The organism is Devosia sp., assembly GCF_965229025.1.
Classification (GTDB): Bacteria; Pseudomonadota; Alphaproteobacteria; order Rhizobiales; family Devosiaceae; genus Devosia_A.
The window spans coordinates 1,461,421-1,475,836 of the sequence record NZ_OZ245853.1; the positions used below are offsets into that span (position 1 = coordinate 1,461,421).

Genomic DNA, 14,416 nt, shown 5'->3' on the forward strand with positions numbered 1-14,416 from the left:
ACATGGCCATCGAGATCCAGGCGTTGCGTGAACCGAGGTCGCTCTGGCGCGGTATTGCCAACGGAATCATGTGCCGCTGCCCCAATTGCGGCAAGGGCAAGCTCTATCGCGCCTACCTCAAGATCAACGAAAACTGTTCCGAATGCGGCGAGCATCTGGGCAGCGCGCGCGCCGACGATTTCCCGCCCTACATCGCCATCTTCATCGTTGGCCACGTCCTGGTCGGCTGGATGCTGCATAGCGAAATGAGCGGCCCGGTCGATCCGATGTTCTACGTCTGGACGATGATTCCCATGGCGATCATTCTGCCCATCATCATGCTACCCTCGATCAAGGGTGCCGTAGTGGGCCTGCAGTGGGCCAACTATATGTATGGCTTCGATCCGGCTGCCCCCGAAACCAGCAATATCTAGCGCTTAGCGTCACCAGTTGGGCCGGTTCGTCGACCCTTGAGCCACACCAGGATATCGCCTTGACAATCGGCGGCAAATCCGTAGGTTGCGGCCAAATTTCCACGGGCCGCTGGGCCGGGTGAATTCAGTGCCGCGCGCCAATCGCGCGGCAAGCCGTTTAAGGATCACGACCATGGCCAAAGCCGTATCTCTCAAGATCAAGCTCGTGTCGACTGCCGACACCGGCTTCTACTATGTCACCAAGAAGAACTCGCGTACGCAGACCGAGAAGCTCAGCTTCAAGAAGTACGATCCGGTGGTGCGCAAGCACGTCGAGTTCAAGGAAGCCAAGATCAAGTAGTCTTCGGCTTCTCGCAGACCATTTGAAAACCCCGTGCCTTGGCGCGGGGTTTTTGTTTGCGCCGACCAGAAACGCAAAACGCCCGCTCCCAGGCAAGGGAACGGGCGTTTGCAAATAAGTGGCTGGTCCGGAGCGGCATGTCGAAGAGGCCACTCTTGTCCACTTCGGACCAGCCTCCCTACGGGCTCAGGAGTTGCGGCGGACCTGAGGAGAACCGTAGGGGTAACTGCCAGACACATCGTGCTGGCGTTTTTGCTAAGGCTCACCCTAGTCAAAACCACTGCGGCATCAACAACTAGACCACAGGATAACTAATCGTTAACCTTACCTGGCCCGCCTAATTACAATTGATTAAAGGTCTAGTCCTGACACGGTCCGACGACTTCGGATCGGCCTATGCCGCGTCGAAAACAACGCGGTTGCGGCCTTCGCGCTTGGCCCTGTAGAGCGCCACATCGGCGCGCTTGAGCATGACTTCGGGCGTATCGGTGTCGGATTCGTTGAGCGACACACCCACCGAAACCGTGATCCCCAGTGGACGGGCCCCATCGGCCTCGAAGGCGCGCTCTGCCACGGCGTGCCGCACACGCTCGGCAACCGCCTGGGCCTGCCGGAAGTCTGTGTCCGGCATCAGCACCACAAACTCTTCGCCGCCAAAGCGGCAGGCGAGGTCGACGCCTCGGATATTGCGACGCAGGCGGTCAGCGAACTCGCGCAGCACCGCATCGCCGATATCATGCCCGTGCGTGTCGTTGACGGCCTTGAAGAAATCCATGTCGATCAGCATCACGGCCATGTCGCGCTCCTGCGACTGGGCCTTCTCGAGCATGATCGAGAGGTGGCGGTCGAAATAGCGGCGGTTGTAGAGCCCGGTCAGCTCATCAGTCACGGCTAGGGCAAGAGTGTTGGTCACGCTCTGACGCAACTCGGCGGCGTAGCGGTGGCGCCTGATCTGCGTCCGCACCCGAGCCATCAGCTCGTTGCGCTCAACCGGCCGCATGATGAAGTCATTGACGCCCAGGTCGAGGCCGCGCACCACGCGGGGGCGATCGTCTTCCTCGGCAATCAGGATAATCGGCAGCGACCGCGTCAGTTCGGCCGTGCGCATCTGTGAGCAAACCCGCAGCGGGTCGAAGTCGCCCAGCGACATCGAGACGATCGCGAGCTCATAGTCACCACTGCTGACGGCCAGTGCCGCGTCTGCCGGGTTCGAAAGCACATCGACGCGGTTGGTCGCGCCGAGATAGCCACGCAGGCGTTCGGTTTGGCGCGCATCTATATCCACAACCAGTATCTTGCCGTCTTCCGAGCTGATCTGGTCCATCACGCGCATCGCTTCTTCGATGGCGATTTCCTGGCCGGTGCGTGCACGCGCCCGCAGCTCGTCTGTCAGCGCCTTGAGGCGCACCAGGCTTTTGACGCGCGCCATCAGCTGCACGTCATCTACTGGCTTCGTCAGAAAGTCGTCGGCGCCGACCTCGAGGCCACGAACGCGATCCGAGGGCTGATCGAGGGCTGTAATCATCAGCACAGGGACGTGGTGGGTACGCCGGTCGGCCTTCAGCCGCTGGCAGACCTCAAAGCCGTCCATCTCGGGCATCATTACGTCGAGCAGGATAATGTCAATTTCGCCTGCCTGGCAGATAGCCAGCGCTTCCGCACCCGAAGACGCGGTTACGACATCGAAATACTCCGCACTCAGGCGCGCCTCGAGGAGGCGCACGTTCGTAGGAATATCGTCAACGATCAGCACACGTGCCGTCAAAGACCTGCCGCCCTGTGATTTTTACGAAAAGCGTCCGAATGCCGACTAATTGGCAGTCCCAATGTAACGGGCAATCGTTTCCAAAAAGTGAGGTACGGAGATGGGTTTGGAGATGTACCCCTCACAACCGCCCTGCAGGATCCGCTCTTCATCGCCCTTCATGGCAAATGCCGTCACCGCAATCACCGGAATCGACATCAGGTCGTCGTCTTCCTTGAGCCATTTGGTGACCACCAGCCCGGACACTTCCGGCAGCTGGATATCCATGAGGATCAGGTCTGGGTGGTGTTCCCGGGCAAGATCGAGAGCCTCAAGACCGTTGCGCGTCTGGATGACCGAGTAGCCACGCGATTCCAGCAGATCGTTGAAGAGCTTCATATTGAGCTCATTGTCTTCGACGATCATCACGGTCTTTGGCATATCGGACTCGGCCCTGCACCTTTGCGGGGCCCAAGGCCCCTCGTGTTCTGCCTGAACTTCGGGGTAACATCAATCGATTACCGAAGCCACAACATGGCCCTGAGTCCATTGTCCAAGTCCATTGAACTGACGCCGAAAACACTGGGTGAGCTTTGCTTGCATCATCTGGCGGAAAACCCCGGCCAGCTGGCCGAATTCATGGGTGTGACGGGCTACTCCCCGGATGCGATCCGGAGCTCGGTGGGCACCACGGGCCTCGCACGTGGTCTGATCGACTATTTTGCCAGCAACGAGCCGCTGCTGCTGGCGCTTTGCGCCAATGCCGGCTTCCGTCCAGATGACTTCATGAGGGTCTGGGCCAAGCTGAATCCTGCGGGCTGAAATGCAGAGCGTCTGCCGCGACTGCTTTGCAACAAGCGAAAGTACCGAGCGGCCGTCGCGGTGCAAGCGCTGTGGCTCCCCTCGCATCGTTGCGCATGAGGAGTTGAACGGACTTTCCGTGGCGCATGTGGACTGCGATGCGTTCTACGCCTCGGTCGAGAAACGCGATGATCCGACGCTAGCCGACAAGCCCCTCATCATTGGCGGTGGCACGCGTGGCGTGGTGTCGACCTGCTGCTATATCGCAAGGCAGTTCGGGGTGCGGTCGGCCATGCCGATGTTCAAGGCGCGAGAACTCTGCCCGCACGCGGTGATCATCCCGCCCAACATGCAGAAATATGTCGGCGTCAGCCGGCAGATCCGGGCGCTGATGGATGCCTTGACGCCGCTGGTCGAACCGCTCTCGATCGATGAGGCCTTCCTCGACCTGTCGGGAACGGAGGCCGTGCACCGCGCCCCGCCGTCCATCAGCCTCGCCCGCTTCGCCAAGCGCGTCGAAGACGAGATCGGCGTCACGATCTCGGTGGGGCTGAGCCACAACAAGTTTCTCGCCAAGATTGCGTCAGACCTCGACAAGCCCCGCGGCTTTGCGGTGATCGGCAAGGCCGAAACCCTCAGCTTTCTCGCCGCCCAGCCGGTGAGCCTGATCTTCGGCGTAGGCAAGGTTTTTGCCGAAACGCTGCGCAAGGACGGCTACGAAACCATCGGTCAGCTGCAACAGGCCGAACCGGAGCAGCTGATGCGGCGCTACGGAGAGAGCGGCGCCCGACTCGCGCGGCTGGCCCGGGGTGAGGATGCGCGCGCGGTCTCCATCGACGGCGAGATGAAGAGCATTTCGAGCGAGACGACCTTCAACACCGATCTCAAGGATTTCGAGGCGCTATCCACCGAATTGCTGGCCCTTTGCGAGCGGCTGTCGGACCGCCTGAAAGCCAAATCGCTGGTCGGCGACACGGTGACGCTGAAGCTCAAGTCAGCCGGATTTCGCTTGCGTACCCGGGCGCGGCACTTGATGATCCCTACGCAACTGGCGGGCGTGATGTACGAAAGCGCCCTTCAGCTGCTGGCCCGAGAGATAGATGGCACTGCCTTCAGGCTCATCGGAATCGGGCTATCAGGGTTATCCGGGGCCGACGGTATTGATCAAGTCGATCTCATCGAACCCCAGATTGCGCGGCGCGCCGCAGCAGAACGTGCTATCGACAGAGTTCGTGAGCGGTTCGGCAAGGACGCTGTGATCCGCGGCAAGCTATATGACCGGGTGAAAGCCCGCGCCGCCCGGGCAGACGAAGATTCGAAAGAGCAAGAGAAGCCAGAATGACCACTCCCGTCGAAAAGCTCCGTGAATATGGTTACGAGCTCCCAGTGCCCAGCGCGCCGGTCGCCACCTACATCCCTGTCACCCGGACCGGCAACATTATCTATGTGTCAGGCCAGATCTCCCGGACTGAAGGCGGCGTGATCACAGGGCTGCTGGGTGACACGATGAACGTCGTGCAGGGTGGCAATGCAGCCGAGCTGGCTGCCGTGAACTTCCTCAGCCAGATCGTCTACAGCGCCGGCGTAGAGCTAACCAAGGTCAAGCGCGTGCTGAAGCTGACTGTCTTTGTCGCCTCCACCCCGGATTTCGCCGAGCATCATCTGGTGGCCAATGGCGCCTCCAACCTGATCGTCGGTGTCCTGGGGGACAAGGGCAAGCATGCCCGCTCCGCCATCGGCATGGCGGCCCTGCCGTTGGGGGCCGCTGTCGAAGTCGAAGGTATCGTCGAGGTCGAGGACTGACGCTTACAGGGCTGCGACGCGACAGTGTCACGGAGCGCTGCTAGCGCCAGCGCTCCTCTGTACCTACATAGCGAAAACCCATGTGCGCCAAACCCAACTTTGATCGTCCCATCGCCCACCGCGGTCTCCATGATCGCGAGCGTGGTGTCATTGAGAATACGGCAAGCGCCTTCGAGGCCGCGATCGCCCAAGGCTTCGCCATCGAGTGCGATGTCCAGTTGAGCCGTGACGGGGTCCCAATGATCTTTCACGACGACGAACTCGATCGACTAACCGGTGTCGCCGGCCCAGTTGGTGCCAGGAGCATGGCGGAGCTTTCCAGCTACAAGCTGCTCGGCAGCTCAGCGGGGGACACACCGCAGCGCTTTAGCGAATTCCTCGATCAGGTCGCGGGGCGCGTGCTTCTGCAGATTGAGCTGAAGAAACAGCCCAACATGCCAGCGACCCAGGTGCTGGCCCAAACGGTCATGGATGCCCTCAAGACCTATCGCGGTCCGGTCACCATCGAATCATTTGATCCGCGCCTGATCATGGAAGTCCGAAAGCGCGGTGCCCGGATGCCGTTGGGCATCATCACCTACGGGTACGACGAACCCGAGTGGGACACCGACCTCAGCTTCAGTGAGAAGCTGGTGCTGCGCAACCTGCTGCACTGGCCCCTGACCCGTTTCGACTTCATCTCCTGCCACGACAAGGCGCTGGACCTGCCGGCGGTGAAGCTTTTCCGCTCGTTTGGCATCCCGTTCACGACCTGGACAATCAAGACTCCCACTGCCGCGCTTGCCACCGTCGGCAAAGCTGACCAGATCGTCTTCGAGGGGTTTAATCCGCAAAGTGCCTGAGAGCGCCTACACGGCTAGCGTCGTTTCGTCCGTCGCCGAGATCCCGGCGGCGGTCTGGAATGGGCTGGCTCCCGGCGCAGGTGGCGTACCGGACAATCCATTCCTTGAGCACGCGTTCTTTCTCGCCGCTGAACAGTCCGGTTCCGCCACCCGCCGCACCGGCTGGCAACCGCAGCACCTGCTGCTCTCCGACGCCACTGGCGCCGCAGTCGGCGTCATGCCGCTCTATTTGAAGTCCCACTCGCAGGGCGAATATGTCTTCGATCACGGCTGGGCCGATGCCTTTCAGCGCGCCGGGGGCGAGTACTACCCCAAGCTCCAATGCGCGGTCCCCTTCACCCCCGTCACCGGCCCGCGCCTTCTCGCCCGTGATCCAGCCTCGCGGTCCGCCCTGCTTACCGCCGCCGCAACGCTCGCAAGCCAGAACGACATCTCCTCGGTCCACTCAACGTTCGTTCCCGACGACGAGGTTGAACTGGCGCGCGAAGCCGGATGGCTCGTGCGTCACGACACCCAGTATCACTGGCACAACGAGGGCTACGGCAGCTTCGACGATTTCCTCGGAACGCTCTCCTCCCGTCACCGCAAGGTTACGCGTCGGGAGCGGCGAGACGCTCTGGCGGCCGATGGCCTCACCGTCAAATGGCTCAGTGGCAGCGACCTCACCGAGGCCGTGTGGGATGCATTCTTCACCTTCTATCAAGATACCGGCAGCCGCAAATGGGGCCGCCCCTACCTGACGCGGAGCTTTTTCACCCAGCTCTCTGCTGCCATGGCCAACCGCATCCTGCTGATGTTTGCCTATGACGGCGATGAGCCGATAGCGGGAACCCTGAGCCTGATCGGCAAGGACCGGCTCTATGGCCGCTACTGGGGTTCTACCCGCGAGGTTCCGTTCCTCCACTTCGAGCTCTGCTACTATCAGGCCATCGACTACGCCATCGCGCACGGGCTCAAGGTGGTCGAAGCCGGCGCACAGGGCGAACACAAGCTTGCCCGAGGCTATGCACCCGCCACCACGCGATCGATCCACTGGATCGGCCACCCTGGGCTGCGCGAGGCCATCGCGCGCTTCCTGCAGCAGGAGCGGGCATCGGTGGAAAACGAGCAACGGATGCTGGAACGCTACACCCCGTTCCGTCATGGCGACGTTCCGGGTAGCGAGTGACGCATGAGCCATTGCTTCCGCGCCCGAGGTATGTTTCCAAGGTCTGGTCAGGTGACGTTCATCGGCGTGGCCCAATGATGGCCGACACAGCCGGAACAGAGACGGCACCAGGCGGGTTGAGGAGCATATGAGTAAACGCATCGCGATCGCCGCTATCGGAACGATGGGGGACGTGCAGCCCTTTGTCGCGCTCGCTCTGACGCTGCAGCGGCGCGGCCACTCGGTCGTTTTGAGCGCCACCAATGATTTCGAAGGCTTCGTCACCGGCCACGGCGTCGAGTTTCAGACCCTGGGCAGCGATATCCAGGCCTTCATGCGCCAGTCGCAGTTCGACAACGTAATGTCGAAAAACTCCCTGCTCTACGCCCCCAAGCTCCTGCGCGACGGGCAGAAGATCCTGAAGGAAGCCTGCAAGAATCTGTGGGTGACGGCCCAGAACGTTGACGCCATCGTCTTTCACCAGACCACGAATTTCGCTGTCGATATCGCCGAAGCGCTTGATATTCCAGCGATTATGACGGCCTTCCAGCCGATCAATCCGACCGGCGAGTTCCCCTATTTCGGCTATGAGGGCACTGCGCCCGAACCCCTCTTCAACCGCATCAGCCTCGACCCCCTGTTCAACCGTCTGAGCTACGTCGTCCAGGCGGCGCACCAGACCTACTACGACTTCCCGCGCGATCGCATGCGCGCCAAGCTTCTGGGTTTGCGCAGCCGTAAGCGCTCGGGCTTTTCGAAAAACTCGCGCGGCGAACCGATCCCGGCGCTCCACGCCTATTCCCGCGTCATCTCCCCGCCGCCAGGCGACTGGCCGGAATCGACCATTGTCACCGGCTTCTGGCGGCTGGACGACAACACCGGCTGGGAGCCAGATGCGACCTTCCGCGCCTTCCTTGATGCCGGCGAAGCCCCTATCTACCTGGGTTTTGGGTCGATGCCCTGGGGCGCGCAGCGCAATAGCGAGATCATCACCAAGGCCCTCCGCCAATGGGGCGGGCGCGCTGTGGTCGGTAAGGGCTGGGGCGGCATCAAGGCCGAGGACCTGCCCGATACCGTCTATTCCATCGACAAGGCGCCCCACACCAAGCTGTTCCAGCACGTCAAGGCCGTCGTCCATCACGGCGGCGCGGGCACGACCTACGCCGGGCTCTATGCCGGCAAGCCGACCTTCGTCGTGCCGCAGTTCTTTGACCAGCCCTACTGGGGCCGCCGCGTCTACGAACTCGGCTGCGGCCCTGCCCCGGTGCGCATCCGCAAGCTCACCCCGACCATCCTCGCCTCCGCGCTTGAAGAGCTTGCCACCGACACCTCGTTCGAGCTTGCCGCAAGCGAGCTTGCGGAGCGGCTGCAGCTTGAGGACGGCACAGGTCTCGCCGCCGATATCGTCGAAGACACCATCTCCGACTACCCCGGCAATTTTCACAATGACGAGCAGCTGATGGGAGCCGCCTCGTGACGTCCTACGACCAGTCCAATATCTTTGCCCGCATCATTCGGGGCGAGATCTCTGCCCACAAGGTCTACGAGGATGGCGATGTCCTCGTGATGATGGATATCTTTTCGCAGTCGCGCGGCCATGTGCTGGTCATCCCCAAGGCCGCATCACGCAACCTGCTCGACGCAGCGCCGGCAACGCTAGCGAACGTTCTTACGACTGTGCAGCGCGTCGCGCGCGCCGCCGAGGCAGCGTTTTCGGCGGATGGCATCCGGGTTCAGCAGTTCAATGAGGCCCCGGCCGGCCAGACTGTCTTTCACCTGCACTTCCATGTCATCCCGATCTACGCGAATGTGGAACTGGGGCGGCATGCGGGCCTGAAAGCAGACGATGCTGAACTTGCGGCCGACGCCAAGGCCATTGCGGCACAACTGGACTAGTTCACCATGACGCCGTTCCGGCAGCTCAGTTTTGGCTTGTTGCTGACTGCCGCCGCCGGGATGATCGACGTCGTCGGCTTCATCGAACTTGGCGGCTTCTACACCTCGTTCATGAGCGGCAACACCACGCAGCTTGGCGCGGGTATCGCCCGGCTCGGCCCGCAACTGTTGCTCCCCGCCGCACTGATTACGATGTTCTTCCTTGGTAGCTTTCTGGGCAGCCTCATCGCTCAGTCGCGCACTCGTGGCGGCGCGGTGGGTGTGCTCGTACTGATCCTCCTCAGCCTCGTCGTCTCGCTCGCCTTGCGGATGGCCGGTTTTTCGGCCGCCCAGGCGATGCTGGCGCTCGCTGCAGGCGCCGGGGCACAGAACGCGGTATTGACACCCAACGGCGCCGCCCGGCTCGGTACCACCTTTGTTTCGGGCACCCTGTTCGCGGCCGGGCAGGATCTGGCGCGCGCAGTGCGCGGTCAGGCTCCACCCTGGCGCTGGACGCAACACCTGATGGTCTGGGCGTCGCTGCTGGTTGGGGCGCTGATTGGCGCCCTGCTCTATGGCGTCTTTGCCATCTGGGCGATCCTGCTGCCAGGTCTCATCTACGTCGCAATGCTGGTCGTTCAGGCACGCCACAAGTAGAAAAGGCCGGGATCGCTCCCGGCCTTGTTCGTTGAAATCGCTCAGCGATCAGCTCTTTTCTTCAGCTGCCTTGTCCGTCGTCTTGTCGGCGGCCTTGGCCTTCTTGACCTTCGGCGCCGGGATTGCCTTGGGACGTGCCGGGCGCGGTGGAATTGCGATCAGTTCGAGCTTGGCATCCGGACCAACGCCAACGACCGCCACCGTCACCGAGCCACCGTTCACGAGTTCGCCAAACAGCACCTGCTCCGCCAGTGGCTTCTTGACGAACTCCTGGATGACGCGACCTAGCGGGCGGGCACCCATCTTTTCGTCATAGCCACGCACAGCCAGCCACTCGGCGGCTTCCGGCGTGAGCTCGATTGTCACGCCACGCTCTGCCAGCTGGCCTTCGAGCTGCAGCACGAACTTTTCCACCACGCGACGCACCACAGAGGGGGGCAGCGGGCCGAACGAGATGATCGCGTCGAGCCGGTTGCGGAACTCGGGCGTGAACATGCGGTTGATGGCTTCCTCGTCGTCACCCGCTTCGCGCTTCCGCCCAAAGCCAATCGGCGACTTCGACAGTTCCATGGCGCCGACGTTTGACGTCATGATCAGGATGACATTGCGGAAATCCACCGACTTGCCGTTGTGGTCGGTCAGCTTGCCGTGGTCCATAACCTGCAACAGGATGTTGAACAGGTCCGGATGTGCCTTCTCAATTTCGTCGAGCAGCACTACGCAGTGCGGATGCTGATCCACGCCATCGGTCAACAGGCCACCCTGGTCGAAACCGACATAGCCGGGAGGGGCACCAATCAGCCGCGAAACCGTGTGCCGCTCCATGTACTCGGACATGTCAAAGCGCAGCAGTTCCACGCCCAGCGTATCAGCCAGTTGCTTGGCCACTTCAGTCTTGCCGACGCCGGTGGGGCCGGTGAACAGGTACGAGCCAATCGGCTTTTCCGGTTCGCGGAGGCCTGCTCGCGCCAGCTTGATCGCCGACGCCAGCGCAGTAATGGCCGCGTCCTGACCAAACACCACCGTCTTGAGATTGCTCTCAAGGCTGGCCAGCATTTCGGTATCGGACTTCGACACCGACTTGGGCGGAATGCGCGCCATGGTCGCGATGGTCTGCTCAATGTCTTCGACGTCGATCACCGCCTTGCGGTTCTCCGGCGTCAGCAGCATCTGGCTGGCGCCGGTCTCGTCGATCACATCGATCGCCTTGTCCGGGAGCTTCCGATCGTTGATGTAGCGCGCGCTCAGCTCGACAGCCGCCTTCAGCGCCTCATCGGTGTACTTGATCTTGTGGTAGTCCTCGTAATACGGCCGCAGCCCCTTCACGATCTCGATCGCATCGGTGATCGACGGCTCGTTAACGTCGATCTTCTGGAAGCGACGCACCAGGGCCCGGTCCTTCTCGAAGAACTGGCGGTATTCCTTGAACGTGGTCGAGCCGATGCAGCGGATAGCCCCCGAAGCCAGCGCCGGCTTCAAGAGGTTCGAAGCATCGAGTGCGCCGCCCGAGGTTGCGCCGGCGCCGATCACCGTATGGATTTCGTCGATGAACAGGATTGCGTCGGGGTGCTTTTCGAGCTCCTTCATCACCGCCTTGAGCCGCTCTTCGAAGTCGCCGCGATAGCGGGTGCCGGCCAGAAGCGAGCCCATATCGAGCGAGTAGATGATCGACTCGCGCAGCACTTCGGGCACGTCGCCTTCGGTGATCTTCCGCGCCAGACCTTCGGCAATAGCAGTCTTGCCCACGCCAGCGTCGCCGACATAGAGCGGGTTGTTCTTCGAGCGCCGGCAGAGAATCTGGATGGTCCGGCGCAGCTCGCTGTCGCGGCCGATCAGCGGGTCGATCTTGCCGGCCTTGGCCTTCTCGTTGAGGTTGACACAGAAATCGGCAAGCGCCGAACTCTGCCCATTGCCCGGAGCGCGCTCGCCCTCTTCGTTGTGACCGCTTGCGCTGGCGTTCTCCGCGCCGCGCACCCGACGCTCCTCATTGGGGCCCGACTTGGTGATGCCATGTGAAATGAAATTGACCGCGTCGAGCCGCGTCATGTCCTGCTGCTCGAGGAAATAGGCCGCGTGGCTCTCGCGCTCTGCAAAGATCGCGACAAGCACATTCGCTCCCGTAACCTCTTCCTTACCGGAAGACTGCACGTGGATCACCGCACGCTGGATCACGCGCTGGAACGCAGCGGTCGGTCGCGCGTCCTGGCCATTCGGCACGACGAGACTGTCGAGTTCCTCGTTGATGAAATCTTCGAGGTCTGACTTTAGCGCCTCGATGTCGACGTCGCAGCCATTCAGGACCGCGATAGTGTCGCGATCGTCGGTCAGCGCCAGCAACAAATGCTCCAGAGTGGCGAACTCATGCGCCCGTTCCCGGGCCAGGTTCATTGCCTGATGGAGGGCCTTTTCAAGTCCGCGCGAGAACGATGGCATATCGGGTTCCTATTGCTTTTCCATCACGCATTGCAGCGGGTGCTGGTTCTTGCGTGCGGCATCCATGACGCGGGTGACCTTGGTCTCGGCCACCTCAAACGGAAACACTCCACACTCCCCGACGCCCTGATTATGGACGTGCAGCATGATCTGCATGGCTTCTTCACGGGTCTTGTTGAACACGTCCTGCAGGATCAGCACGACGAATTCCATTGGAGTGTAGTCGTCATTCAGCAGCAGCACCCGATAAAGGCTGGGGCGTTTGCTCTTGGTCTTGGGCTTGGTGATGGTTGCTGTGTCGAGCTTGCCACCAGAGCCGCCCTTGCCACCTGCGTCGCCATCGTCTGCCCCGCGCAGAGGTACGCCTCGTGTGGCGGACATCTGGAGCGGATACGCAATGGCGACACGCATGGTTCGGGTCTCGAGTGGATTGGGTCGAAGCAGCATGGTGACGTCATTATGTAGGCAAAACGCGCCCACTGTTAAGTAGCCATGCACCTATTCTTTAGCGCAGGTCGCCGGGCCTGCGACCCTTTGACCCCGCTGCCGAAACTGATCGCATTTTACGGAATGGTAACGCCGCCGCCCTAAGGTCTCAGTGCGCAGGAAATGAGCGGTCCCGCTTTTTGGGGAAGCCTCGTCCACTCTCCTGCGGTGTGTTGCGTACGGGCGTTGTACTGCCCGATGTGAGTTGGAGTATCGGGTGCTTTCCCAAAAGCCATTTTCCCAGTTCCGCCGCCTTTTGGCACGTTGCTTTGCTGCTGCGATCACGGTCGTGGCTCTGCTGGCACCCATGGCTGGCGAAGCCAACGCTGCCGCCGCTCCGCGAAAATATGCGGGCATTGTCGTCGACGCGAAGTCCGGCAAAGTGCTCTACGAAAGCGCCGCCGACGCAGCCCGCTACCCTGCCTCCGTCACCAAGGTCATGACGCTCTACATCCTGTTCCAGGAATTGGCGGCGGGTAACATTACTTTGAAGACCAAGTTCACGGTGTCGAAGTACGCCGCGGCAGCCTCCCCGACCAAGCTCGGCCTCAAGGCCGGCTCCACGATCACGGTCGAAAACTGCATCAAGGCGATCGTGACGATTTCCGCAAACGACATGGCGCGCACCATTGCCGAGAATATCTCGGGCAGTGAGAGCGCGTTCGCCAAACGCATGACGGCCACCGCCAAGGCCCTCGGCATGAGCCGCACGACCTACCGGAACGCCTCGGGCCTTCCCGACAAGGGCCAGGTCACGACGGTGCGCGACCAGGCCAAGCTTGGCATCGCGATCTACGAGCACTTTCCGCAGTACTACGACTATTTCCAGACTCGCAGCTTCTCGTATGGCAAGCGCAACTACGGCAATCATAACCGGCTTCTCGGTAGCAACGGCATCGACGGCATCAAGACCGGCTACACCAATGCTTCGGGCTTCAATCTGCTGACCGCCGCCCGCACCGACGGGCGCCACATCGTCGTTGCAGGCTTCGGATTCGACTCCGGTGGCTCGCGCGACTCCAAGGTGCGTGACCTCGTCAAGACTTACCTGCCCAAGGGCCGGTCGGGTTCTTATCTCGAAGCCGCGCTCATCCCCCAGCCGGGCCGCAAGGGCGCAACGGTCATGGTCGCGTCAGCTGATCCGGTCGAAGTCATCCCCATGCCATACCCCGCCTTCCGCAGCTCGGGCGCGGCGGTAGCGGCGATCCCCGCTGCCGAGGTGCTCCCGGTTGCCGCGGCCCAGCGCCCGGACGACATTATCGTCGCCAGCATCGACGCAAACGCCCCGCTTCCGGCCGCTCGGCCTGCCGATCTCAATCCCGGTGGTGCAATGGCCGCGGCAAATCTCCTTGCTGAACCAGACGTTCAGACACCCAAAGGCAAGAAGCGTCCGCTCGACGTCATCGGCGCCTGGCTGAGCGATACCTTCTCACTCGGCGCGGCCCCAGCTCCACTTGGCCAGACTGCCCCCTCGGCGCCCCTGCTGCCGCCGGTTGGCATCGGCGATACGGGTGAACCGATTGACCTGATGACCTCGGGTGCTATTGGCGACAACGCGCCGGTTGCCGTGCCGAACCAACCCCAGCCTGCCCCGCTCGCCGTAGCGGCCGTTCAGGAGCAGGTCATCAGCGGGTCATGGATCGTTCAGATCGGCGCCTCTCCCACTGAGAACGGCGCGAATTCCCTGATCTCGGACGCCTCCTCGAGGGTTGGCGATCTCGGGACCTTCAAGCCATACGTCGAGCGTTTCGAGAAGAACGGGCAAGTGTTCTTCCGGGCCCGCTTCGGCGGTTTTGGTGGCCGTGACGACGCGGCCAGCATGTGTAGTGCCCTCAAGAAAGTGAAGATGAGCTGCCTCGCGATGCAGTCGTGACA

15 protein-coding genes are annotated in these 14,416 nt (G+C 61.9%); 11 read left to right on the forward strand and 4 right to left on the reverse strand.

Annotated features, from left to right (window positions below):
* Nucleotides 1-2 precede the first annotated feature (2 nt).
* Together ACO06J_RS07285 and rpmG are read left to right on the forward strand one after the other, a co-directional pair.
* Nucleotides 3-413 carry a DUF983 domain-containing protein gene (locus ACO06J_RS07285; RefSeq protein WP_421760041.1) on the forward strand — a complete coding sequence of 137 codons (411 nt, stop codon included), beginning with the start codon at nt 3-5 and terminating at the stop codon, nt 411-413.
* 172 nt (nt 414-585) lie between these two features.
* Complete coding sequence (rpmG, locus tag ACO06J_RS07290) at nt 586-753, forward strand: 50S ribosomal protein L33 (RefSeq protein ID WP_055048921.1); 168 nt, start codon at nt 586-588, stop codon at nt 751-753.
* Nucleotides 754-1,147: 394 nt separating this feature from the next.
* Here the strand turns inward: rpmG and ACO06J_RS07295 are convergent, their stop codons facing one another.
* Nucleotides 1,148-2,518, reverse strand: a complete 1,371-nt coding sequence (locus tag ACO06J_RS07295) for a PleD family two-component system response regulator (protein ID WP_421760042.1) — start codon at nt 2,516-2,518, stop codon at nt 1,148-1,150.
* A gap of 45 nt (nt 2,519-2,563) precedes the next feature.
* A complete protein-coding gene (locus tag ACO06J_RS07300) occupies nt 2,564-2,938 on the reverse strand; it encodes a response regulator (protein WP_421760043.1) in 375 nt (124 codons plus the stop codon).
* Between the two features lie 93 nt (nt 2,939-3,031).
* Here ACO06J_RS07300 and ACO06J_RS07305 point away from each other — a divergent pair, with 93 nt between their 5' ends.
* From ACO06J_RS07305 to ACO06J_RS07340, 8 genes are all read left to right on the forward strand, one after another.
* The gene (locus tag ACO06J_RS07305; protein ID WP_421760044.1) at nt 3,032-3,319 is read left to right on the forward strand and encodes a DUF3572 family protein; all 288 of its coding nucleotides are present in this window, start codon (nt 3,032-3,034) and stop codon (nt 3,317-3,319) included.
* A 1-nt stretch (nt 3,320) separates the two neighbouring features.
* A complete protein-coding gene (locus tag ACO06J_RS07310; protein WP_421760045.1) occupies nt 3,321-4,640 on the forward strand; it encodes a DNA polymerase IV in 1,320 nt (439 codons plus the stop codon).
* Nucleotides 4,637-5,101, forward strand: a complete 465-nt coding sequence (locus tag ACO06J_RS07315) for a RidA family protein (RefSeq protein WP_421760046.1) — start codon at nt 4,637-4,639, stop codon at nt 5,099-5,101. The genes ACO06J_RS07310 and ACO06J_RS07315 overlap by 4 nt, the downstream gene beginning before the upstream one ends.
* A gap of 80 nt (nt 5,102-5,181) precedes the next feature.
* On the forward strand, nt 5,182-5,943 hold the full coding sequence (locus tag ACO06J_RS07320) for a glycerophosphodiester phosphodiesterase family protein (protein WP_421760047.1): 762 nt from the start codon (nt 5,182-5,184) through the stop codon (nt 5,941-5,943).
* Entirely contained in the window at nt 5,936-7,111 is a 1,176-nt protein-coding gene (locus tag ACO06J_RS07325; protein ID WP_421760048.1) for a GNAT family N-acetyltransferase, read from the forward strand. Before ACO06J_RS07320 ends, ACO06J_RS07325 begins: the two co-directional genes overlap by 8 nt.
* Before the next feature lie 127 nt (nt 7,112-7,238).
* The gene (locus tag ACO06J_RS07330) at nt 7,239-8,567 is read left to right on the forward strand and encodes a glycosyltransferase (protein ID WP_421760049.1); all 1,329 of its coding nucleotides are present in this window, start codon (nt 7,239-7,241) and stop codon (nt 8,565-8,567) included.
* A complete protein-coding gene (locus tag ACO06J_RS07335; protein WP_421760050.1) occupies nt 8,564-8,986 on the forward strand; it encodes an HIT domain-containing protein in 423 nt (140 codons plus the stop codon). Before ACO06J_RS07330 ends, ACO06J_RS07335 begins: the two co-directional genes overlap by 4 nt.
* 6 nt (nt 8,987-8,992) lie before the next feature.
* Nucleotides 8,993-9,622 carry a YoaK family protein gene (locus ACO06J_RS07340; RefSeq protein ID WP_421760051.1) on the forward strand — a complete coding sequence of 210 codons (630 nt, stop codon included), beginning with the start codon at nt 8,993-8,995 and terminating at the stop codon, nt 9,620-9,622.
* Between the two features lie 48 nt (nt 9,623-9,670).
* Here the strand turns inward: ACO06J_RS07340 and clpA are convergent, their stop codons facing one another.
* Together clpA and clpS are read right to left on the reverse strand one after the other, a co-directional pair.
* Nucleotides 9,671-12,055 (reverse strand): ATP-dependent Clp protease ATP-binding subunit ClpA, encoded by a 2,385-nt coding sequence (gene clpA / locus ACO06J_RS07345; protein ID WP_421760052.1) that lies wholly within the window; start codon nt 12,053-12,055, stop codon nt 9,671-9,673.
* Between the two features lie 9 nt (nt 12,056-12,064).
* Nucleotides 12,065-12,466 carry an ATP-dependent Clp protease adapter ClpS gene (gene clpS, locus ACO06J_RS07350; RefSeq protein WP_421760053.1) on the reverse strand — a complete coding sequence of 134 codons (402 nt, stop codon included), beginning with the start codon at nt 12,464-12,466 and terminating at the stop codon, nt 12,065-12,067.
* A gap of 292 nt (nt 12,467-12,758) precedes the next feature.
* Between clpS and ACO06J_RS07355 the strand changes: the two genes are divergently transcribed.
* Nucleotides 12,759-14,414: a serine hydrolase gene (locus ACO06J_RS07355; protein WP_421760054.1), complete on the forward strand. Its 1,656-nt coding sequence runs from the start codon at nt 12,759-12,761 to the stop codon at nt 14,412-14,414.
* Nucleotides 14,415-14,416: the final 2 nt, after the last annotated feature.

Excerpts from the sequence above, each read along its gene's own strand:
- ACO06J_RS07285 (WP_421760041.1), top strand. The coding sequence starts at position 3 with ATGGCCATCGAGATCCAGGCGTTGCGTGAACCGAGGTCGCTCTGGCGC.
- rpmG (WP_055048921.1), top strand. The coding sequence starts at position 586 with ATGGCCAAAGCCGTATCTCTCAAGATCAAGCTCGTGTCGACTGCCGAC.
- ACO06J_RS07300 (WP_421760043.1), bottom strand. The coding sequence starts at position 2,938 with ATGCCAAAGACCGTGATGATCGTCGAAGACAATGAGCTCAATATGAAG.
- ACO06J_RS07305 (WP_421760044.1), top strand. The coding sequence starts at position 3,032 with ATGGCCCTGAGTCCATTGTCCAAGTCCATTGAACTGACGCCGAAAACA.
- ACO06J_RS07310 (WP_421760045.1), top strand. The coding sequence starts at position 3,321 with ATGCAGAGCGTCTGCCGCGACTGCTTTGCAACAAGCGAAAGTACCGAG.
- ACO06J_RS07315 (WP_421760046.1), top strand. The coding sequence starts at position 4,637 with ATGACCACTCCCGTCGAAAAGCTCCGTGAATATGGTTACGAGCTCCCA.
- ACO06J_RS07320 (WP_421760047.1), top strand. The coding sequence starts at position 5,182 with ATGTGCGCCAAACCCAACTTTGATCGTCCCATCGCCCACCGCGGTCTC.
- ACO06J_RS07330 (WP_421760049.1), top strand. The coding sequence starts at position 7,239 with ATGAGTAAACGCATCGCGATCGCCGCTATCGGAACGATGGGGGACGTG.
- ACO06J_RS07340 (WP_421760051.1), top strand. The coding sequence starts at position 8,993 with ATGACGCCGTTCCGGCAGCTCAGTTTTGGCTTGTTGCTGACTGCCGCC.
- clpA (WP_421760052.1), bottom strand. The coding sequence starts at position 12,055 with ATGCCATCGTTCTCGCGCGGACTTGAAAAGGCCCTCCATCAGGCAATG.
- clpS (WP_421760053.1), bottom strand. The coding sequence starts at position 12,466 with ATGCGTGTCGCCATTGCGTATCCGCTCCAGATGTCCGCCACACGAGGC.